Genomic DNA, 20,882 nt, shown 5'->3' with positions numbered 1-20,882 from the left:
CCGGCGCCGCGACCGGGCTAAAGCACCCCGGCGCTGCGGATGTCGACCCGGGCGAAATCGATCAGCGCCCGGACCTTGCGCGGCAGGGTGCGGCCTTCGAGATAGGCCGCCGACAGCGGATGGGCCGGGCCTTCCTGTCCTTCGAGCAGGCGCACCAGCCGCCCGTCCTCGATCGCCCGGCCCAACACGAAGCGCGGGCAATAGGCCACGCCGCGCCCGGCCATGGCCAAGTCGCGGGCGACATGGGCCGAATTGACGCTGAATCCGCCCGACACCGCCACCTCGACCGGCCGGCCCGCGTGGCGAAAGGCCCAGTGCGACGGCCGGCGGCGGTTGGTGTCGACGATGCAATCGTGCCCGCCGAGGTCCTCGGGCCGCTGCGGCGCGCCGTGGCGGGCGATGTAATCGGGGCTGGCCACCAGCCGGTTCTCGATCTCGCCCAGCCGGGCCAGTTTCATCGATGACACGTCCGTCTCGCCGATGCGAAAGGCCAGGTCGATCCCCTCGCGGGCCAGGTCGGTGTAGCTGTCGCTCAGCCGCAGGTCGATGCTGAGCCCGGGGTGGGCCCGGGTGAACCGGATCAGCAGATCCTTGACATAGACCTCTCCGAAATCCAGCGGCGCGCTCAGCCGCAGCGGGCCGGTCAGCCCCTGCGCACCGTCGCCATCGCCGTCACCCACGGCAGCCAGCATCTCGGACAACTCGTCGAGCAGGGCCGGCGCCCGGCGCATCAGCTCTTCGCCCGCCGGGGTCAGCCCGACCCGCCGGGTCGTGCGCTGGAACAGCCGCACGCCCAGCCGGGCCTCGAGCTCGGCCACGTATTTCGATGTCAGCCGGTTCGACAGGCCCAGCCGTTCGGCTGCCCCGGTAAAGGACCCGCTGCGTGCGGTGGCCACGAAGGCGTTCAGCCCGTCAAGAAGGTCCATGGGTTATTCGGAACATGATGTGGATAGTCATTCCATACCATCTCCATTTCATGCCGGCCACGCAAGGCGCATATTGCCGGTATCACCACGCCGCCCGGGGAAAGGAGCCCGCCCATGTCCGCCACCGAAGGTCTTCGCCGTCTCAGGGACAGCCTGCCGTTGTCGGCGCGCATGCCTGTTGTGTTCCTGGGCCATGGCAGCCCGATGAACGCGCTCGATGACAATGCCTATTCGCGCAGCTGGGCCGGGCTGGGCGAGATCCTGCCCCGGCCGGCAGCCATCCTGGTCGTGTCGGCCCATTGGATGACCCGGGGCAGCACGCTGGTCGATGTGTCGGCCATGCCCCGCACGATCCACGATTTCCACGGCTTCCCCGAGGCCTTGCATGAACAGCTCTACCCGGCCCAGGGTGCTCCGGAGCTGGCCCGCGAAGTGGCCAGCCTGCTGGCCAGCCACCATGCCGAGGGGGATGACCGCTGGGGGCTGGACCATGGCGCCTGGTCGGTGCTCAGCTGGCTTTACCCGCAGGCCGATGTGCCGGTCTTTCAGCTGTCGCTCGACATCACCCGTGATCTGCCCTGGCATGTCGAGACCGGCCGCCTGCTGTCGCAGCTGCGCGACCGGGGGGTGCTGATCCTGGGGTCGGGCAATGTCGTGCACAACCTCAGGGCCATGCGCATGGGCGGCCGGCCGCATGACTGGGCGGTGGAATTCGACAGACATTTCGCCGAACGCCTGGCCGACCGCGACATCGACGCCCTGGCCGACCGGGCGGGGCAGGGCGAGCTGTTGCGCATCGCCCATCCGTCGCTGGAACATTACCTGCCGGCGCTGACCGTCGCCGGGGCGGCCGATGCACGCGACGATCTGGTCTTCATGACCGACAGCATCGACCTGGGGTCGGTCTCGATGCGCAGTTTCGTCTTTCACGCCTGACCGGGAAAAGGAGCACCGCCATGCTTGTCGATGGCAAATGGACCGAAGATTGGCAGCCCGTGCAAAAGGCCGACGACCAGGGGCGGTTCGTCCGCCAGGTGTCGAGCTTTCGCCACTGGATCACGCCCGATGGCCGGCCCGGCCCGACCGGCGAGGGCGGGTTTCGCGCCGAGGCCGGGCGCTATCGGCTCTATGTCGCGCTGATCTGCCCCTGGGCCTCGCGCGCGCTGATGGCCCGGGCGCTGAAGGGCTTGCAGGCTCTCATCCCGGTCACCGTGGTCAACCCGGTGCTGACCGACCAGGGCTGGCGGTTCGGCGGCTATCCGGGCGCCGATGACGACCCGCTTTTCGGGGCCGGCCATATCCACGAATTGTACACCCGGGCCGATCCCCGGTTCACCGGCCGGGCCACGGTGCCGGTGCTGTGGGACATGGCCACGGGCCGGCTGGTCAACAATGAAAGCGCCGACATCCTGCGCATGCTGGACACGGCCTTTGAAGAGCTGGTGCCATCGGATCTGCGGCTCTATCCGCAGGACCTGGCCGCCGGGATCGACGCGCTGAACCCGCGGCTCTACGATCTGCTCAACAACGGGGTCTACAAGGCCGGGTTTGCCACGACCCAGGCCGCCTATGACGAGGCCGTGGCCGGGGTCTTCGAGATGCTTGACGCGCTGGAAGACCAGCTGACCGGCGATTTCCTCTTTGGCGACCGGCTGACCGAAAGCGACATCCGGGCCTTTGTCACGCTGATCCGCTTTGACGCGGCCTATCACGGGCTGTTCAAGACCAACCGCCGGGCGATTGCCGCCTATCCGCGCCTGTCGGCCTACCTGCGGCGCATGCTGGCCCTGCCCGGGGTGCGGGACACGGTGAACATGGATCACATCGTGGCCGGTTACTATTCGATCAAGGCGCTCAATCCGACGGGCATCCGGCCGGTCGGGCCGGACCACGTTGCCGCGTTGCTGGCCGGGGACTGAAGCCGCGCCGGGGATGGCTTCGGCGGAATGGAATACTTTTCACCTAAAATGACCGGCGATGGGAGGACCCTGCGCCGGTCTTTGTGTGGGCGCCATTCGCGTCGCGCGTGGCGCGGCGAATCGCGGGGCCGCAGGCGTTGGTCGCGGGGGTTTCCCGGGGCATCGCGGGCCGATTTGCATGAGGAATGGGGTCGGGAAGCAGGGTCTGGTGCCTGCGGAACGGGCAGGAAAGAGACCTTGCTCATATTTTCCGCGCGGGCGATACAAGTCATTGTTTTAGGCTTGAAATATACCGGGAAGGGCAGGCCTGGACGACAGCGATGACCCTTCCTGCGCAGGCTGGCGACAGAAAATTTCTAGGCGATTGGGAAATTTGCAGTAATATTCACCTAATCAGCCATGCGAGGCGCCATGACGATCACAGCTTCCACGCCCATGTTGCAGCCCGGCGCCCAGCCCGGGTCCTCGGCCCTTCCGGCCCGCGTCCCGGCACCCCCGGGCACCGCCGCAACCGCCCGGATGACCGAGCTCTGTGCCGATATCCGCGCCCGGCGGGCCGAGTTCGACCGGCTGCGCCACATCCCGGCCGACGTGGTCGCGGGGTTCAAGGAAATCGGCATCTACCGGGCCTTCGTGCCGGCGCGTTTCGGCGGCGATGCCCTGACGCCGATGGATTTCCTGGCCATGATCGAAACCCTGTCGGCGGCCGATCCCTCGGCGGGCTGGGTGGCCAGCTTTGGCGTGTCCTCGACCTATCTCGCGGCCCTGCCCGAGGCGACCTTTGCCGAGATCTACGGCGGCAATCCCGACACGGTCTTTGCCGGCGGCCTGTTCCCGCCCCAGCCCGCCAGCCGCGTGGCCGGGGGCATCGAGGTGTCGGGCCGCTGGTCTTGGTGCTCGGGGTCGATGGGCGCGGACCTGCTGGGCGGGGGCATCAAGCTGGACGGCGAAGGCTCGCCCCTGCCGCGCACGGCCGTCATGCCCCGCGCCAGCGTGACCATCGACGAGACCTGGGACACGATCGGCCTGCGGGGCACGGGCAGCCATGACCTGGTGGCCGACAAGGTCGTCGTGCCCGAGGACTGGACCTTTATCCGCGGGTCGAAATCGACGATGGACGACACGATCTTCCGCTATCCGGCCATGGCCCTGGCGGCCCAGGTGCTGGCCGTCGTGGCGCTTGGGGCCGCGCGCGAGGCGCTGGATCACATCCGCTCCGACGCGGCGCAGAAGGCGTCGATCACCGGCGCGCCCGGCCCGGGCCAGCGGCCCTATGTCCAGGCCCACCTGGCCCGGGCCGAGGCCACGCTGGCCGGCGCCCGCGCCCGGTTCTACGATGTCACGGCCCGGGCCTGGGACGAGCTGCAGCACCAGCCAGAGGTCAGCCGCGACACCCATGTCCAGCTGCGCCTGGCCTCGACCATGGCTGCCCATGACGGGGCCGAGGCCGCGCGCCAGGCCTTTCTGATGGGCGGGGCCAGCGCGATGATGGCCGGCCACCCGCTGGGCCGTCTGATGGTCGATGCGGCCTGCGTGGCCCAGCATGCCTTCATGGGCGAAGGCACCTGGACCGCCGCCGGCGCGGCCATGTTCGGGGAGCAGACGCCCCCGGGCTTCCCCTGAGTTTCCAAGAGGATCCAACCAGATGAGCGACACGCCGAAACTGCGCACCCTGCTGTGTTTCAACAACCACGCGGCCTTCTTCTCGCTGCCCTTCGACCAGATCGGCCCGGTCTGGAAGGCCACCCAGGAGCTGATGGCCGGGATCGACCAGATGGACGGGGTCGAGATCGTCGGCACGTTCGACGATGACCAGACCATGGTCGGGGCCTCGGTGGGCTTTCCGTTCACCTGGTACATCCTGGCCGATTTCCCCGACCGCGAGGCCGTGCAGGCGGCCTGCAACCTGCTGCGCACGATCGTGGTGGGCGAGGGCAACGACCGGCTGTGGAAATACATGACCGTCGAGGCCCGCATGGGCCGGGCGCTGGAAATCCCCCGGCTGTGATCCGGGCGGCCGGCGGCCCGCGGGGGTGGCCGGCCGGGGCGACAGGGGCCGCGAGGCCCGACAGGTGACAGAGGAACAGGGGGCACCGGGGTGGACGAGACAGCAGCACAGACAGCGGTGATCACCGGCGGGGCAAAGGGTTTTGGCGCGGCGGCCAGCCGGGCCCTGCACGCGGCGGGATACCAACTGGTCATCGCCGATCTCGACGGCCCGGCGGCCGAGGCGCTGGCTGCCGAGCTCGATGGCACGGGCGCGACGGTGATGGCCGTGACGATGGACGTGGCCGCGCCGGGGGCTTTCGACGACCTGCTGGAGCGCGTCGTGACGCGCTGGGGCGGGGCCGAGGTGCTGGTCAACAACGCGGCGGTGACCCAGGCCCGGCCGGTGCTGGAGATCGCGCCGGACGAGTTCAACCGAATCATGGCCATCAATGCCGGGTCGACCTTTGCGGGCTGCCAGGCCTTCGGGCGGCATTTCAAGGACCGGGGCTATGGGCGGATCGTCAACATGGCCTCGCTGGCCGGGCAGAACGGGGGCACGGCCACGGGGGCGCATTACGCGGCGTCCAAGGGCGCGATCCTGACCCTGACCAAGGTCTTTGCCCGCGACCTGGCGCCGTTCGGGATCACCTGCAACGCCATTTCGCCGGGGCCGATGGACACGCCGATGGTGCATGACATCGTGGGCGACCGGATGGAGGGTTTTCTGGCCAACCTGCCCGTGGGCCAGCTGGGCGCGCCCGATTTCGTGGCCTCGATGGTGCGCATGCTGTGTTCGCCCGATGCGGCCTTTGTCACGGGCGCCTGCTGGGACGTCAACGGCGGGCTCTACATGCGCTGAGCCGCGCAGGTGCCGGGGGCGTCCGGTGGGCCGGTGCCGAGGCGCGGGGCTCAGGGTGTTGCGGGGCCGGTGCGCATATAGGCAGGGGCGCTGCGGGGCAGGGTGCCAGGGCCGGCGTGCGCCCGACCTGCCGCCGCTTTGCCCATGGCCCGGGCGGGGCACGCGGCGCGGCGCTGTCTGCCCTCGGCGCGGGCTTGACGACCGGCCCGAAGCCGGGGACGACTTGGCCAGCCGTTCGGCCCGCCGCGCTCACGGCGGGCCGAACGGACGGGATGCGAAACGGGCCACCGAAAACGGGCCACAATCAAGACGGGCCACAATGAAGCAAGACGGGCCACAAGACCGATGGGCCACAAGAAATGGGCCACAAGAAAAACGAGCCGGGCAACCGGGCCGATGAACAGACACCAGACGATCCACCAACAGGGATGACCCAATGAAACACCTTCTCTCCGCCACGGCCGTCAGCCTGTGCCTGGCCGCCGCCGCAAGCGCCCAGACGGTCCTGACCGTTGCCAACTGGCTGCCCCCGGCGCATCCGCTGGTTGCCGAGGTTGTCGTGCCGATGACCGAACAGATCGCCGAGGCCACCGGCGGGTCGGTCACGGCCAACATCCTGCCTGCGCCGCTGGGCCCGCCGCCTGCGCATTTCGATTTCGCCGTCAATGGCGTGGCCGACATCACCTTTGGCGTGCAGGGCTACAATGCCGGCCGGTTCAAGACCACGAACATCGCCGAGCTGCCCTTCCTGGGCGACAGTGCCGAGGCCGTGTCGGTGGCCTATTGGCGGGTCTTCGAGGCCATGCTGAAGGACGCCGGCGAATACGACCAGGTCAAGGTGCTGGCCGTCTTCACCCATGGCCCGGGCGAGATCTTTCTGAAATCCGGCGACGTGGCCTCGGCCGACGTGCTGCAGGGCCAGAAACTGCGGGTCGGCGGCGGCATCGTGCACGAGGTGGCCACCACCCTGGGCGCCGTTCCGGTCGAAGGCCCGTCGTCCAAGGCCTATGAACTGCTGAGCCAGGGCGTGGCCGACGGCATCCTCTTCCCCTATGAATCGGTGAGCTTCTTCAAGCTGATCCCCCAGCTGACCGATGGCATCTCGGTGCCCGGCGGGCTGTACAACACCTCGTTCTACATCGTCATGAACAAGGCCAAGTGGGACAGCCTGACGCCCGAGCAGCAAGAGCAGATCGACAGCGTGACCGGCGAGGCCCTGGCCCGCATGGCCGGCCAGATGTGGGACAAGGCCGATGCCGCAGGGCTGGCCGCGATGGACGGCCAGGTCGATGTCGTGCCGGCCACCGAGGCCCAGATCGAGGCCTGGACCACGGCGCTGCAGCCGGTGGTCGATGCCAAGCTGGCCGAAGTGGGCGAGACCGGGGTGGATGCCCAGGCGGCCTATGACATGCTCAAGGCGGAAATCGCCAAGGTGTCGGGCGGCGAATGAAGCCCGCCACCTCCATGAACGACACCGACGTGCCGGCAGCCCCGCTGCTGTCGGCCCGCCGGTTCGGCCTGCGCACGCTGCTGGCCCTGCTGGCCGGCGTGCTGCTGGTCACGCTGATGTCGATGACCGTCATCGACGTGGTCGGGCGCTACGTGTTCAACGCGCCCCTGCGCGGGGCGGCCGAACTGACCGAGTTGTTGCTGGCCTCGGTGATCTTTCTCGGCCTGCCGGCGGTGTCGCTGGCCGATGAACACGTGACGGTCGACCTGGTCACCGATCGCATGCCGGCCTGGATCCAGCCCTGGCGCAAGGCCCTGACGGGCGTGTTCTCGGCCGCGGTGCTGTGTGTCGTGGCCTGGCGGATCTGGGTCTATGCCGGCCAGATCGGCAGCTATGGCGGATCGACCTCGACCCTGCACATCCCCCTGGCCCCCGTGGGCTATTTCTGCGCGGCCTGCACGCTTTTCGGAGCGCTGCTGACCCTGGTCGTGCCCCTTGTCCGCCTGGCCGCGCGCCGGGACGGGCCCAACCTGAACGCGGAAGGCTGACGGTCATGGAACACTGGCCCGTGGGCATTGCCATCGTCGGGGTCCTGCTGCTGCTGGGCGTGCCGATTTCCTTCGCCCTGGCCGGGGTCGGCATGGTCGGCGTGGCCGCGATCATCGGCTGGACACCGGCCCTGTCGCTGCTGGGCTCGACCTTCTTCGACAATGGCCGGGACTATTCGCTGTCGGTCCTGCCGCTGTTCCTGATGATGGGCAATTTCGTCGTCCAGTCGGGCATCGCGACCGAGCTCTACAATTCGGCCTATGCCTGGCTGCGCCACCGCAAGGGCGGGCTGGCCACGGCCACGGTCATTGCCTGCGGGGCGTTCTCGTCGGTCTGCGGGTCGTCGATGGCCACGGCCGCCACGATGACGCGCATCGCCCTGCCGTCGATGCGGCGTTTCGGCTATCCCGACCAGCTGTCCACCGCCTCGATCGCCGCCGGCGGCACGCTGGGCATCCTGATCCCGCCGTCGGTCATCCTGGTGTTCTACGGCATCATGACCCAGCAGGACATCGGCAAGCTGTTCCTGGCCGGGCTGATCCCCGGGGTCATCGGCATCGTCGGCTATTCGATCGCCGTGCGGATTTCCATCGCCCTGCAGGGTATCGACCTGCCCGTCGAACCCAAGCTGCCGCTGGGCGCACGCATCCGTGCGCTGAAGGGCACGGCCGGGGCGCTGGTGCTCTTTGTCTTTGTCATGGGCGGGATCTACCTTGGTGTCTTCACGCCCACCGAAAGCGCGGGCATGGGCGCGGGCGGAGCGCTGCTGCTGGTCGTGCTGTCGGGCAAGTTCAGCTTCGAAGGCCTGGTGGCCGTGCTTTATGACACGATGAAGACCACGGCGATGATGTTCTTCATCCTGTTCGGCGCGCTGACCTTTACCAATTACGTCAACATGTCGGGCATGACCCGCGACATCCAGGCGTTCCTGGCCCTGTTCGGAGACACGCCGACGGTGACCATCCTGGTGATCCTGTGCATCTACCTGGTGCTGGGCTGCGTGCTGGAAAGCCTGTCGATGATCATGCTGACGGTCCCGGTCTTCTATCCCATCGTCGCGGCTCAGGGCGTCGACCTGATCTGGTTCGGCATCTTCGTGGTGATGGTTACCGAAATTTCATACATCACCCCTCCAGTGGGGATGAATGCCTTCGTGCTGCGGTCTGTCGTGCCTGACGTCCGGCTGGGCACGATCTTTCGCGGGCTCGGGCCCTTCGTGGCGATGGACGTCGTGCGCGTCGGTCTGCTGACGGCGGTGCCGGGGCTCGTGCTGCTGCTGACGTGAGGTAGGACAGATGAAAATCGCAATCGTGGGCGCGGGCAATATCGGCACCGCCATGGCCGCGCTGTTCGCATCGGCCGGGGAAGAGGTCACGCTGGTCGCCCGGGGTGCCCGGCTGGATGCCGTGGCGCGCGACGGGGTCTGCCTGGACGACCGGGGCACGCTGCATGCCGGGCCGGTCCGGGCGGTGACCGCGCTGGACGGGGTGCAGGACGCGGTGTTCCTGTGTGTCAAGGCCCAGGACCTGGGCGATGCCGTGGCGGCCAATGGCCGGGGCATCGGGCCGGACACGCTGGTCATCCCGATGATCAACGGGCTGCCCTTCTGGTTCTTCTACGATGCCGGCCGGGCGGTGCCCCTGGCCGATCCCTCGGGCGCGTTGGCGGGGCACCTGCGGCCCGAACAGGTGCTGGGCGCCGTGCTGCTGATGACCGTTCAGACCGAGGCCTCGGGCCGGGCGGTGTCGACCAACACCCCGACGCTCAGCCTGGCCCCGGTGGTCGACGGTGCCGACCTGGCGGCGGTCGACCGGCTGATCGGCGTGCTGAACGGGGCCGGGGTGCGCACCGACCTGGCGCCCGACATCCGCCAGAAGGTGCTGGTCAAGCTTTTGGCCAATATCGCGACCAACCCGCTGTCGGCCCTGCTGGGCTGCAACCTGGCCGAGATCGGCCGCACCGGCGACCTGCTGGCCCTGGCCTTCGGCCTTGCCGACGAGGTCCGGGCCTGGGCGGCGGATGAGCTGGGCCGCGATCTGCCCGACAACGACTGGCTGGGCGCGCTGCTGCTTGATGCCGGGGATTTTCCGACCTCGATGCTGCAGGATGCCCGGGCCGGCCGCCGGCTGGAACTTGATGCCATCGCCCGCGCGCCCCTGGCGCTGGCCGGCGAGGGGGCGATGCCCCTGTTGACCGCCCTGGTCGCGGCGCTGGACGCCAGCCCGCGCCTGCCGCTGGACGGGCCCGCCGCGCAGGAGGCGCGGGCCGGGCTGATTTCCCTCACGCATCCCGAAAGGATCCAGGCATGAACGATGCGACACCGATCGAGGCCGCTCCGACCGAAGCCGAGCTGCGCGTGCAGCTGGCCGATTTCTACCACCTTGTCAGCTATCTCGGCTGGACCGAGCTGATCTTCAACCATATCTCTGTGCGCCTGCCGGGCGAAGATCACGCCTACCTGGTCAACCCGATGGGCCTGCATTACGACGAGGTCACGCCCGAGAACCTGCTGGTCGTGGGTGTCGATGGCCAGCTGAAACGGGAAAGCCCCTACAAGCCCAACCCGGCCGGCTTTGCCCTGCACGGGGTGATCCACCAGTTCCGCGAGGATGTCGGCTGCATCGCCCACACCCATACCACGCCGATCTCGGCGATCACGATGAAGGGCTTCGGGATCGACCACGACAGTTTCTACGGCGCCCAGCTCTACGGCCGCGTGGCCTATCACGAATTCGAAGGCATCACGATCTACGACGACGAGCGCGAGCGGATGCTGCAATCGCTGGGCCGGAAACACGTGCTGGTCCTGAAGAACCACGGCATTGCCGTCTGCGAGGCCGACATTCCGCTGACCTTCTTCCTGCTCTGGACGGTCCAGCGCGCGGCCGAGATCCAATGCGCGGCCTCGGCCATTCCGGGGCCGAACACGATCCTGGCCGAAGAGGTCAAGGCCAAATGCGCGGCCGATGCCCAGCGGCTGAAGGAAAGTGCGTCCTTCGCCACGCTGCTCTTCGATGCCATGGTGCGCAAGATGAAACGCGACCGGCCGGAATTCGCCTGACCCGGTTGCGCCGGGGTGCGGGCGGGGTGCGGGCCGTTTGCCATCAAGGGCTTGCGGTTGTGCGACGATCCTCGGGGATCGCCCGGGGTGAACCGGTAGGATGGGTGATTTCACCCATCCTACGGGCGTCCGGCGCAACATAATCGGCCGCGCGGCGCGACATATTGACATCGCGCGGCGCCCGGCCAAGTCTGCCGCTCGCGGGCCGGCGCGGTAACGGGCGGGCCCATCCATCTGGTCGGACAGGACAAACGGATTGGGCGACAGAGCAAAGACCAAGGGCCGGCGCACCTATGGCGTCATCGGCCTGGGCAATTTCGGCAGCACCGTGGCCACCGAGCTGCAGCGCTTCGGCAACCATGTCATCGGCATCGACATCACCGAGGCCCGCGTGGCCGCCCATGCCGACAAGCTGTTCCAGGCCCTGATCGTCGATGCCCGCGACGATGGCGCCCTGCGCGAGGCCGGGCTGGGCGATTGCGATGCGGCGGTCATCGCCATGGGCTCCGATCTCGAGGCGTCGATCCTGGCGGCCATGAACCTCAAGCTGATCGGCGTGCCGACGGTCTGGGCCAAGGCCACGACGCGCACCCATCACCGCATCCTGGGCAAGCTGGGCGTCGACCGCATCGTGCATCCCGAGGTCGAGGTCGGCCAGCACGTGGCCCAGGTCCTGCACAATCCCTTCGTGCGCGACTATGTCCGCCTGGGCAACGGCTATCACGTGGTCAACTTCCGCATCCCCGAAAGCCTCGAAGGCCGCAGCCTGGCCGAGCTGCCCCATGGCGAGACCTACAACCTGCGCTGCATCGGGGTCATGCGGGGCACCGAGTTCATCGGCCGGGACGGCAGCGCCTGCACCCTGGAACGCGACGACCTGCTGTTGCTGCTGGGCCAGCGCAAGGACCTGCTGAACTTCGCGGCGAGCCTCTGACCATGGCCCCGCGCCTTGCCCGGCTGATGGGCCGTGTCCGCCGGATCAGCCTGCCGCCGCCGGCGCTGCTGGTCGTCTTCTACATGGGCTTCATCGTGCTGGGCGCGCTGCTTCTGTGGCTGCCCGTCTCGCATCACGGGGCGGTCGGCCTGTCCGAGGCGGTCTTTACCTCGACCTCGGCCGTCACCGTGACCGGGCTGGTGCTGGGTGACACCGGCACGGTCTTCACCGGGTTCGGGCAGGCCGTCATCGCCGTGCTGATCCAGCTTGGCGGGCTGGGCCTGATGACCTTTGCCGTGCTGCTGCTGGGCGCCCTGGGCATCCCGGTGGGCATGCCCCAGCGGCTGATCCTGCGCGAGGATCTCAACCAGACCTCGCTGTCCAACCTGACCTACCTGTCGCGCATCATCCTGGTGATCGCCCTGGTCTGCGAGGCCAGCGGGGCGCTGTTGCTGGCCCTGGTCTTCGTGCCCGAATTCGGCTGGAACGGGCTGTGGCAGGCAGTGTTCCATTCGGTCTCGGCCTTCAACAACGCGGGCTTTGCCCTGCATCCCGACAGCCTGTCGCGCTGGGTGGGCAACCCGCTGGTCAACATCGTCATCCCGGCACTGTTCATCCTGGGCGGGCTGGGCTTCATCGTGGTCGGCGACATCCGCCAGAAGCGCCAGTGGCGGCGGCTGACCCTGCATTCCAAGCTGATGCTCGTGGGCACCGGGGTGCTGATCGTCTGGGGCGCGGTGATGTTCGGCCTGCTGGAATGGACAAACCCGGCCACGCTGGGCGGCCTGTCGACGGGCGACAAGCTCTGGGCCAGCTGGTTCCAGGGTGTCACCCCGCGCACCGCCGGGTTCAACACGATCGACACGGCGGGCATGCATGACGGCACGACGCTGATGACCATGATGCTGATGGTCGTCGGCGGGGGCAGCACCTCGACGGCCGGGGGCATCAAGGTGACCACGCTCTGCGTGCTGCTGCTGGCCACGGTGGCCTTCTTCCGGCGCAGCAAGACGCTGAACGCCTTCGGCCGGTCGCTGGGCGGCGAGGAGGTGGTCAAGGTGCTGGCCCTGACGACGACATCCGGGCTGGTGGTGTTCACCGGGCTGTTCGTCATGTCGATCAGCCATGACGGGGATTTCCTCGACCTGGCCTTCGAGGTCACCTCGGCCTTTGGCACGGTGGGCCTGTCGCGGGGCACGACGGGCACGCTGGACGGGCTGGGCCGGGCGGTGATCATCGTGACCATGTTCATCGGCCGGGTCGGGCCGCTGGCCATCGGGTTCTTCCTGGCCACGCGCAGCGCGCCGCGGGTGCGTTATCCGGCGGGCCAGATCTACCTGGGCTGATCGGCGGGGTTTTGCTGTGGGGAGGCCGTGGCGCGACTGGCGCGCTATGGGCGTGGTGACACGCCGCGCGATCCGGGCCCGGGCGGCAGCGGACAACGGTGCCTTGTTGGGAAGCGGCGTAATGCTGGCAGCGGGTGCCAATATGGCGAGGGCCGTCGTGCTGGCTGCGGCCACCAAGCGGGCAACGGGCGCGCTACGGGCAACATTGGCCACATGGCATGGCCCGTCGCCCGGGCCGGTCAGCCCAGCTTGTTGAAGACCTTTTCCAGCAGCAGGTTCAGCACCATCTGCTCCTCGCGTGACAACTCGGCAAAGGCCTGGCCAAAGATCTCGTCGGCAATCGCCCGGGCGCGGCGGCGCATGGCATGGCCGTCTTCGGTCAGCGACACTTCGGTGCGCCGGCCGTCCGACGTGCCCGGAGCGGTGGTGACCAGGCCCTGGGCCGTCATGCGCTGGATGATCTTGGTCGCCGTGTTCGGCTTGATGATGCAATAGGTCGAGATCTCCGAGACCGACAGGGTCTGGTCCTCGTAAAGCGACATCAGCACGCGCCAATAGGCGATATCCATGCCGATATCCTTCAGCCGGGCTTCCATGACCTGCATGTAGCGGGCCGAGGTCTGGGTGATCCAGTAGAACGGCCAGTCGGCCTTGTGAAAGCCGGCTTCGTGGGGGGGACGGGGATTGCGGTCGCTGTCGGTCATGTCGGTCGGCTCGATCCGTGTGGCCAGGGAAGGGCGCGGCCCGACCGGTTTAGCCCAGCCGGGCGGGTCGGGGGAAGCGGGTTTCGTCGCCGGCGGGTCGAACCGGGCCGACGGGGCGTGATCCGGAGGGGGCGGGACGGTTGGGTTGAGCGTCAGGCACCGGACGGACAGGGGAGCGTGGCGGATGGGCCGGGGCATAGGCCGGGTGGACCGGGGACATGCGCGGCATACCGGGGATATGCCGGGCGAACGGGGGCGGTGCCGGGCGAACGGGGCCATGCCGGGCATATGCGGACGGTGTCCGGCGCACCGAGGGCCAGGCCGCGCGAACCGCGCCACCCGGGTCGATCTCGGCGGATCGGGGCCGGCGGGCGGCCGGGCGGGGGCGATTGCGGCGAATGGGATCTTGGCGCGGGGCCGGCGGGCGGCTATCACCAGAGGCCCGCGACAGGCGGGGGCGGGCCGTGCAAGATTGCGGCCGGCCTTCCCGCCGTGCCACGCAGACCGAGGAGCAGAACTTGGACCAGAAGACCGCCAATGCCGCCCGCATCGCCCGGACCATCGCCACCGAGATCGGGGCCAACCCGACCCAGGTCCAGGCCGCGGCCGACCTGCTGGACGGAGGCGCCACGGTGCCCTTCGTGGCGCGCTACCGCAAGGAGGTGACCGGCGGGCTGGATGACACCCAGCTGCGCACCCTGGCCGACCGGCTGGGCTATCTGCGCGACATGGAAGCCCGGCGGGCGACGATCCTCGACACGATCAAGGGGCAGGGCAAGCTGACCGACGACCTGGCCCGGGCCATTGCCGGGGCCGAAACCAAGGCCGCGCTCGAAGACATCTACCTGCCCTACAAGCCCAAGCGCCGGACCAAGGCCATGATCGCCCGCGAAAACGGGCTGGAACCGTTGCTGGTGGCCATCCGCGAGAACCGCGGGGCCGATCCCCAGGCGCTGGCCGAAGGTTACCTGGGCGAGGCCGTGCCGGGGGTCAAGGAAGCGCTGAACGGGGCGCGCGACATCCTGGCCGAAGAGCTGTGCGAAAATGCCGATCTGCTGGGCCGGCTGCGCGAGTTCATGCGGGCCGAAGGCGTGATCTCGGCCCGGGTGGTCGAGGGCAAGCAGGAGGCCGGGGCCAAGTTCTCGGATTATTTCGACCATGCCGAGCGCTGGCAGGACATCCCGGCCCACCGGGCGCTGGCGATCCTGCGCGCGGCCAAGGACGAGGTGCTGGTCGTCGACATCGCGCCCGAGCCCGAGACCGGGGCCGAACGGGCCCAGGCCATGGTCGCGGCGCAGGTCGGCGTGTCCGGTGACGGGGCCGGCGACAAGTGGCTGCGCGATGCGGCCGGCTGGACCTGGCGGATCAAGCTGGCAACGTCGATGTACATCGACCTTCTGGGCGAGCTGCGGGCCCGGGCCCATGAAGAGGCGATCACCGTCTTTGCCCGCAATCTCAAGGACCTGCTTCTGGCCGCCCCGGCCGGCTCGCGGGCGACGCTGGGGCTGGACCCGGGCATCCGCACCGGGGTCAAGGCGGCGGTGGTCGACAGCACGGGCAAGGTGCTGGAAACCGCCACGCTCTATCCGTTCCAGCCCAAGCGCGACGTGCGCGGCGCCCAGGAGGCGATCCTGCGCATGGTGCGCCGGCACGGGGTCGAACTGGTGGCCATCGGCAATGGCACGGCCAGCCGCGAGACCGACCAGCTGGTGGCCGACACGCTGAAACTGCTGCCCGCCGAGGTGAACAAGCCCACCAAGGTCGTGGTCTCCGAGGCCGGGGCCTCGGTCTATTCGGCCTCGGAACTGGCGGCGAAGGAATTCCCCGATCTCGACGTGTCCCTGCGCGGTGCGGTGTCGATCGCCCGGCGGCTGCAGGACCCGCTGGCCGAGCTGGTCAAGATCGAACCGCAAAGCATCGGCGTGGGCCAGTACCAGCACGATGTCGACCAGCGCCGGCTGGCCAAGGCGCTGGAAGGCGTGGTCGAGGATGCCGTGAACGCCGTGGGCGTCGATCTGAACATGGCCTCGGCGCCGCTTCTGGCCCATGTGGCCGGGCTGAGCCAGACGCTGGCCGCCTCGATCGTGGCCTACCGCGATGAACACGGGGCGTTTCCCTCGCGCAAGGCGCTGATGAAGGTGACGGGGCTGGGGCCCAAGGCGTTCGAGCAATGCGCGGGCTTCCTGCGCATCCGCGAGGGCGAAGAGCCGCTGGATGCCTCGTCGGTGCACCCCGAGGCCTATGGCGTGGCGCGGCGCATCGTGCAGGCCTGCGGGCGCGACCTGCGCCAGATCATGGGCGACCAGGCGGCGCTGAAGGGGCTGCGGGCCGAGGATTTCGTCGATGACAGCTTTGGCCTGCCGACCGTGCGCGACATCCTGGCCGAGCTGGAGAAACCCGGGCGCGACCCGCGGCCCAGCTTCAAGACGGCCAGTTTCACCGATGGGGTCGAAGAGATCACCGACCTCAGGCCGGGGATGATGCTGGAGGGCACGGTGACCAACGTGGCGGCCTTTGGGGCCTTTGTAGATATCGGCGTGCACCAGGACGGGCTGGTGCATATCAGCCAGCTGGCCGACCGGTTCGTCAAGGACCCGCACGAGGTGGTCAAGGCCGGCGACGTGGTCAAGGTGCGGGTGACCGAGGTGGACGTGCCGCGCAAGCGGATCGGTCTGTCGATGCGCAAGGATGGCGGCGCGGGCCAGGACGGCGGGCGCGGACAGGGCCGCAACGAGGCCCGGGGCGACGGGCACAAAGGTGGGCGCAACGGCGGGCGCAACGAGGGCCGGGGCGGCGGCAAGCGTGGCGGCCCGGGCGGATCGGGCGGCGCGCCGCGCGGCGGGTCCTGGGGGCCGAAGGGCGGCAAGGGCGGTTCCGACGGAGCCGGCCAGGGCGCCCTGGGCGCGGCGCTGTCCGAGGCCTTCAAGAAGCGCTGAGGCTGCGGCCCCGGGCCGGGCCGGACGACACAGGCGGGGCGCGTCGGGCGGAAGGGCCTGGCGCGCTCTTGCCGTGTTGGAGGTGCGGGTGCAGGGGCACACCGGTCGTGTTGCAGGTGCGGATGCAGGGGCACACCGGCGGGCGGTTTGCGCGGGTCGGGCCGGTCGGGGCTTGTGCCGGTCGCTGGGGCGCGGGCAAGACGGGGCAGGCCCGGCGCCGCGTGCCGGGGGAGATCATCGAGGATCAGGGTGTTGAGGACAAAGGCATTTTCGGGCGGGACATCGGCGGCCGGTGCCGCGGCCGGGCGGATCGTGACGGTGCTGGCGCTGGCCTGTGCCCTGGCGGGCGGCCTCGCCGGCCAGGCGGCGGCGGATTGCCCCGAGGGCACATGGGCGGCCAATCTCTATGACGGCCCTGGCGGTGGGCTTTACGACGGGCCGGGGGGTGGCATGTATGACGGCCCCGGCGGCGGCATGTACGACGGGCCGGGCGGTGGCATGTACGACGGTCCCGGTGGCGGCATGTACGATGGCCCGGGCGGCGGGCTGTACCAGGGCCCCGGCGGGGGGCTTTATGCCGGGCCGGGGGGCGGGCTGTACCAGGGGCCGGGCGGAGGGCTGTATGACGGGCCCGGCGGTGGGCTTTACCGGGGCCCGGGCGGCGGTCTTTATGACGGGCCGGACGAATATTGCAGCAACCGCCCGCCGTTGCCGGTCTTTGCCATGGTGCTGGAACAGCTGGGTTTTGCCGAAGAGGCGGCACTGATCCGCGGGCGGCTGCGCTGAGGACATGATGGCGGCGGGGGAGGGTGTCGCGCCGGAGGCGCGCGTTGTTTGAATCGCCGGAGGCGCGCGTTGTTTGAATCGCCGGAGGCGCGCGTTGTTTGAATCGCCGGAGGCGCGCGTTGTTTGAATCGCCGGAGGCGCGCGTTGTTTGAATCGCCGGAGGCGCGCGTTGTTTGAACTGCCGGAGGCGCGCGTTGTTTGACCTGCCGCAGGCGCGAGGTGCTTGGATTGTCGCAGGCGAGCGTTACTCGGTGGGCCGCAGGCGCCTGTTGTTTGGCCCGCCTGAGGCGCGCGGTACTTGGCCAGCCTGAGGCGCGGGGGTCTGTCGTCCCGTCAAATCTGCTCGGTCTTTCAACCGATCGGCGTCGCGTGTGTGGTCAACAGCCAGCGGCGCGCACTCGTTTCACCCGCCATGGGCGTACGCCTTTTTCACCCGTACAAACCGTTCCCGCCCGGCCCCCGGCGCCCCGGCTTGTCGCGCCGGGACCCGGTGCGCCGCGCGGCCTAGAGGCGCAGGTCGGAGGCCGGGGCCGGAAAGACCGACTTGAGATCGACCAGCACGCTCTGCGGCCGGCCGAAGGCACGCAGGGCGTCCGGCCCCATGGTGCGGAAGGCATCGTGGGCCACGGCCAGGATCACCGCGTCATAGCGCCCTTCGGCCGGCGCGCCGACCATCTCCAGCCCGTATTCCGCCCGGGCGGTGACCGCATCGACCCAGGGGTCGTGCACATCGACCTCCAGCCCGTAGTCGCGCAGCTCGGTGATGACATCGACGACCCGGGTGTTGCGCAGGTCGGGACAGTTTTCCTTGAAGGCCAGCCCCAGAACCAGCACCCGCGCGCCGACCAGGCGGATCTTGCGGCGCAGCATGGCCTTGACGGTCTTCTGGGCGACAAAGGCCCCCATGCCGTCGTTGATCCGCCGCCCGGCCAGGATGACCTCGGGGCGATAGCCCAGGGCCTCGGCCTTGTGGGTCAGGTAATAGGGATCGACGCCGATGCAATGGCCGCCGACCAGCCCGGGCCGGAAGGGCAGGAAGTTCCACTTGGTGCCCGCCGTGTCCAGCACGTCACCGGTATCCAGCCCCATGCGGTCGAAGATGATGGCCAGTTCGTTGACCAGGGCGATGTTGAGGTCGCGCTGGGTGTTCTCGATGACCTTGGCGGCCTCGGCCACGCGGATCGAGGGCGCGCGGTAGGTGCCGGCGGTGATGATCGCGGCATAAAGCGCGTCGACGGCCTCGGCCGCGGCGGGGGTCGAACCGGAGGTGACCTTGAGGATCGTCGGCAGCCGGTGTTCGCGATCGCCCGGATTGATGCGTTCGGGGCTGTAGCCGCAGGTGAAATCGCGGTTGAAGGTCAGGCCCGAGACCTCTTCGAGCACGGGCACGCAATCTTCTTCGGTGGCCCCGGGGTAGACGGTGCTTTCATAGATCACCATGTCGCCGGGCTTCAGCGCCGCCCCGACCAGGCGGGACGCGCCGAGCAGGGGGCCGAGATCGGGCCGCTTGTGGGCATCGATGGGCGTGGGCACGGTGACGATGAAGACCGTGGCCGGGTCCAGATCGCGCGGATCGGCGGTAAAGCGCAGCTGGCCGGCGGCGGCCAGGTCGCGGGCGGGCACCTCGCGGGTGGCATCCTGGCCGGCCTGCAGGGCGGCGATGCGGGCGGGGTCGATGTCAAAGCCGATCACCGGGCGGATCTTGCCGAACTCGACGGCCAGGGGCAGGCCGACATAGCCCAGCCCGATGATGGCAATGGGGGGAAGGCGGTCGGGCGAACTGGACGTCATGGGCGGCACGGCATCGGTGGATGTGGGCAGGGAAGGGCGGGACACGGGCCTAGCGCTTTTCGTAATAATCGAGGAACCAGTCGACGAACCGGGCGATGCCCTGGCGCACGTCGGTCGCCGGGCGATAGCCGGTCAGGTCCTGCAACAGCCCGGCATCGGCCCAGGTCGCCGGCACGTCGCCTTTCTGCATGTCCATCAGGTTGCGCTTGGCCGGGATGCCCAGGGTGTCTTCGATGGCATCGACGAAATCCAGCAGGCGGACCTTGTCGGAATTGCCGATGTTGACGATGCGGTGGGGGGCGACGGGCGACAGGCTGTCGTTGGGCGCGATGTCCTCGGGCGAGGCCGGGCGTTGGGGCACGGCGTCGATCAGCAGGCGGATGCCGTTCACCAGGTCGTCGATATAGGTGAAATCGCGGAACATCTCGCCGTGGTTGTAGATGTCGATGGGCCGGCCTTCGAGGATGGCGTCGACGAATTTGAACAGGGCCATGTCGGGCCGGCCCCAGGGCCCGTAGACCGTGAAGAAGCGGAACATCGTCGTGGGCAGGTTCCACAGGTGGGCATAGGAATGGCCCATGGCCTCGGTGGCCTTCTTGGTTGCGGCGTAGATCGTCAGCTGGGTGTCGGCCTTGTCGGTCTCGGCATAGGGCATGCGGGCATTGGCGCCGTAGACCGACGAGGTCGAGGCCATCAGCAGGTGGCCGACCTCGAGCCGGCGGGCGGCTTCCATGACATTGAACGTGCCGACGATGTTGGCGTCGATATAGGCCCGGGGGTTTTCCAGGCTGTAGCGCACGCCGGCCTGGGCGGCGAGATGGACGATGACATCGGGGCGGAACTCGTCGGCCACCCGGTCGAGGGTGGCGGCATCTTCCAGCATGGCCTCGGTGGCGGTGAAGCCCGGGGTCTGCAGCAGCATGGCATGGCGGCGCTGCTTGAGCGTGACATCGTAGTAATCGGTCATGCCGTCGTAGCCATGCACGCGGAACCCGTCGGCCAGCAGGCGCCGGGCCAGGTGAAAGCCGATGAAACCGGCGCTGCCGGTGATCAGGACCGACTTGAAGGCGGAGGGCTTGACGGCGGGGGGCTGTGGCATCCGGGGCCTCGAAAGCTGGGAGATTGCGGGTGTCGGTTGCGCGGGCGGGTCGGTTTTCGGTATCCGCCCCGGCGCGGCGGTGCAAGCCGGGGCGCGGGGAACGGGGCGTTTGGCCCCTGGAACGCACGTGACCGTGACCGGCGAAGCGCGGTTCGGGGGATACCGTGTGGCGTGGTCGGGCGGGGCGCGGCTCTCCGGCCTCTGGCGAGGCCGGCTCGCAAGAGACGGATCGAGCGGGGCGGCCGGCATCCCCAAGGAGACCGGGTCATGAAAGGGCCAGCCGCCCACAAACCACGGCCCCATCAAAAAAGGCGGCCCCCCGAAGGGGACCGCCGGCGTAACGCGAGAGGAAGGGCGTTACTTGTGGTTGGAATAGGCGTGCTTTTCATGCACGGCGGCGATGATGATCGTGCCAAAGGTCACCACCAGGGCGGCCAGCAGCAGAAAGGCCATCACGCCGGGCTTGTCGGCAAAGGTAAAGACGGCCTCGGCGCCATCCCAGCTGTCGAAGGGTACGGTGTTCATGATGTCGC

Annotated in this window: 19 protein-coding genes; 14 read left to right on the top strand and 5 right to left on the bottom strand. The window is 68.9% G+C overall.

The genetic code is table 11. The annotated features are described in order from the left end of the window. Positions 1 to 17: 17 nt before the first annotated feature. Complete coding sequence (locus ACK3BB_RS16440) at positions 18 to 926, bottom strand: LysR substrate-binding domain-containing protein (RefSeq protein ID WP_428925719.1); 909 nt, start codon at positions 924 to 926, stop codon at positions 18 to 20. Between the two features lie 114 nt (positions 927 to 1,040). Between ACK3BB_RS16440 and ygiD the strand changes: the two genes are divergently transcribed. The 12 genes from ygiD to ACK3BB_RS16380 all read left to right on the top strand — a co-directional run bounded on the left by ygiD (position 1,041) and on the right by ACK3BB_RS16380 (position 13,033). Beyond that, complete coding sequence (gene ygiD / locus ACK3BB_RS16435) at positions 1,041 to 1,862, top strand: 4,5-DOPA dioxygenase extradiol (RefSeq protein WP_428925718.1); 822 nt, start codon at positions 1,041 to 1,043, stop codon at positions 1,860 to 1,862. A gap of 20 nt (positions 1,863 to 1,882) precedes the next feature. Next, the gene (locus tag ACK3BB_RS16430; RefSeq protein WP_428925717.1) at positions 1,883 to 2,845 is read left to right on the top strand and encodes a glutathione S-transferase family protein; all 963 of its coding nucleotides are present in this window, start codon (positions 1,883 to 1,885) and stop codon (positions 2,843 to 2,845) included. A 411-nt stretch (positions 2,846 to 3,256) separates the two neighbouring features. Further along, positions 3,257 to 4,468, top strand: coding sequence for an acyl-CoA dehydrogenase family protein (locus tag ACK3BB_RS16425; RefSeq protein ID WP_428925716.1), 1,212 nt, complete (start codon positions 3,257 to 3,259; stop codon positions 4,466 to 4,468). 22 nt (positions 4,469 to 4,490) lie between these two features. Next, a complete protein-coding gene (locus tag ACK3BB_RS16420; protein WP_428925715.1) occupies positions 4,491 to 4,853 on the top strand; it encodes a hypothetical protein in 363 nt (120 codons plus the stop codon). A 90-nt stretch (positions 4,854 to 4,943) separates the two neighbouring features. Beyond that, positions 4,944 to 5,693 carry an SDR family NAD(P)-dependent oxidoreductase gene (locus ACK3BB_RS16415; RefSeq protein WP_428925714.1) on the top strand — a complete coding sequence of 250 codons (750 nt, stop codon included), beginning with the start codon at positions 4,944 to 4,946 and terminating at the stop codon, positions 5,691 to 5,693. 436 nt (positions 5,694 to 6,129) lie between these two features. Beyond that, positions 6,130 to 7,143 (top strand): TRAP transporter substrate-binding protein, encoded by a 1,014-nt coding sequence (locus ACK3BB_RS16410; protein WP_428925713.1) that lies wholly within the window; start codon positions 6,130 to 6,132, stop codon positions 7,141 to 7,143. Between the two features lie 14 nt (positions 7,144 to 7,157). Then, a complete protein-coding gene (locus tag ACK3BB_RS16405; protein WP_428925712.1) occupies positions 7,158 to 7,691 on the top strand; it encodes a TRAP transporter small permease in 534 nt (177 codons plus the stop codon). Positions 7,692 to 7,696: 5 nt separating this feature from the next. Further along, positions 7,697 to 8,977, top strand: coding sequence for a TRAP transporter large permease (locus tag ACK3BB_RS16400; RefSeq protein ID WP_428925711.1), 1,281 nt, complete (start codon positions 7,697 to 7,699; stop codon positions 8,975 to 8,977). A 10-nt stretch (positions 8,978 to 8,987) separates the two neighbouring features. After that, positions 8,988 to 10,001 carry a ketopantoate reductase family protein gene (locus ACK3BB_RS16395; protein ID WP_428925710.1) on the top strand — a complete coding sequence of 338 codons (1,014 nt, stop codon included), beginning with the start codon at positions 8,988 to 8,990 and terminating at the stop codon, positions 9,999 to 10,001. Beyond that, the gene (locus ACK3BB_RS16390; RefSeq protein ID WP_428925709.1) at positions 9,998 to 10,753 is read left to right on the top strand and encodes a class II aldolase/adducin family protein; all 756 of its coding nucleotides are present in this window, start codon (positions 9,998 to 10,000) and stop codon (positions 10,751 to 10,753) included. The genes ACK3BB_RS16395 and ACK3BB_RS16390 overlap by 4 nt, the downstream gene beginning before the upstream one ends. Positions 10,754 to 11,009: 256 nt before the next feature. Further along, a complete protein-coding gene (locus tag ACK3BB_RS16385; protein ID WP_428925708.1) occupies positions 11,010 to 11,687 on the top strand; it encodes a potassium channel family protein in 678 nt (225 codons plus the stop codon). Between the two features lie 2 nt (positions 11,688 to 11,689). Then, entirely contained in the window at positions 11,690 to 13,033 is a 1,344-nt protein-coding gene (locus ACK3BB_RS16380) for a TrkH family potassium uptake protein (RefSeq protein ID WP_428925707.1), read from the top strand. A 239-nt stretch (positions 13,034 to 13,272) separates the two neighbouring features. On the opposite strand, the gene ACK3BB_RS16375 is transcribed toward ACK3BB_RS16380, so the two are convergent. Next, the gene (locus tag ACK3BB_RS16375) at positions 13,273 to 13,737 is read right to left on the bottom strand and encodes a MarR family winged helix-turn-helix transcriptional regulator (RefSeq protein ID WP_428925706.1); all 465 of its coding nucleotides are present in this window, start codon (positions 13,735 to 13,737) and stop codon (positions 13,273 to 13,275) included. Positions 13,738 to 14,255: 518 nt separating this feature from the next. On the opposite strand from ACK3BB_RS16375, the gene ACK3BB_RS16370 reads away from it, so the two are divergent. Continuing rightward, complete coding sequence (locus ACK3BB_RS16370; RefSeq protein ID WP_428925705.1) at positions 14,256 to 16,673, top strand: Tex family protein; 2,418 nt, start codon at positions 14,256 to 14,258, stop codon at positions 16,671 to 16,673. Positions 16,674 to 16,925: 252 nt separating this feature from the next. After that, positions 16,926 to 17,459, top strand: coding sequence for a hypothetical protein (locus ACK3BB_RS16365; protein ID WP_428925704.1), 534 nt, complete (start codon positions 16,926 to 16,928; stop codon positions 17,457 to 17,459). Positions 17,460 to 17,963: 504 nt separating this feature from the next. Here the strand turns inward: ACK3BB_RS16365 and ACK3BB_RS16360 are convergent. The 3 genes from ACK3BB_RS16360 to ACK3BB_RS16350 all read right to left on the bottom strand — a co-directional run bounded on the left by ACK3BB_RS16360 (position 17,964) and on the right by ACK3BB_RS16350 (position 20,874). Further along, positions 17,964 to 19,250, bottom strand: coding sequence for a nucleotide sugar dehydrogenase (locus tag ACK3BB_RS16360; RefSeq protein ID WP_428928758.1), 1,287 nt, complete (start codon positions 19,248 to 19,250; stop codon positions 17,964 to 17,966). Between the two features lie 49 nt (positions 19,251 to 19,299). Then, positions 19,300 to 20,349 carry an SDR family NAD(P)-dependent oxidoreductase gene (locus ACK3BB_RS16355; protein WP_428925703.1) on the bottom strand — a complete coding sequence of 350 codons (1,050 nt, stop codon included), beginning with the start codon at positions 20,347 to 20,349 and terminating at the stop codon, positions 19,300 to 19,302. A gap of 357 nt (positions 20,350 to 20,706) precedes the next feature. Next, positions 20,707 to 20,874, bottom strand: coding sequence for a hypothetical protein (locus ACK3BB_RS16350; protein ID WP_428925702.1), 168 nt, complete (start codon positions 20,872 to 20,874; stop codon positions 20,707 to 20,709). Positions 20,875 to 20,882 lie beyond the last annotated feature (8 nt).

This window comes from Marinibacterium sp. SX1, assembly GCF_050389775.1.
GTDB lineage: Bacteria > Pseudomonadota > Alphaproteobacteria > Rhodobacterales > Rhodobacteraceae > Marinibacterium.
This window is presented reverse-complemented; position numbering and strand designations above follow the sequence as displayed.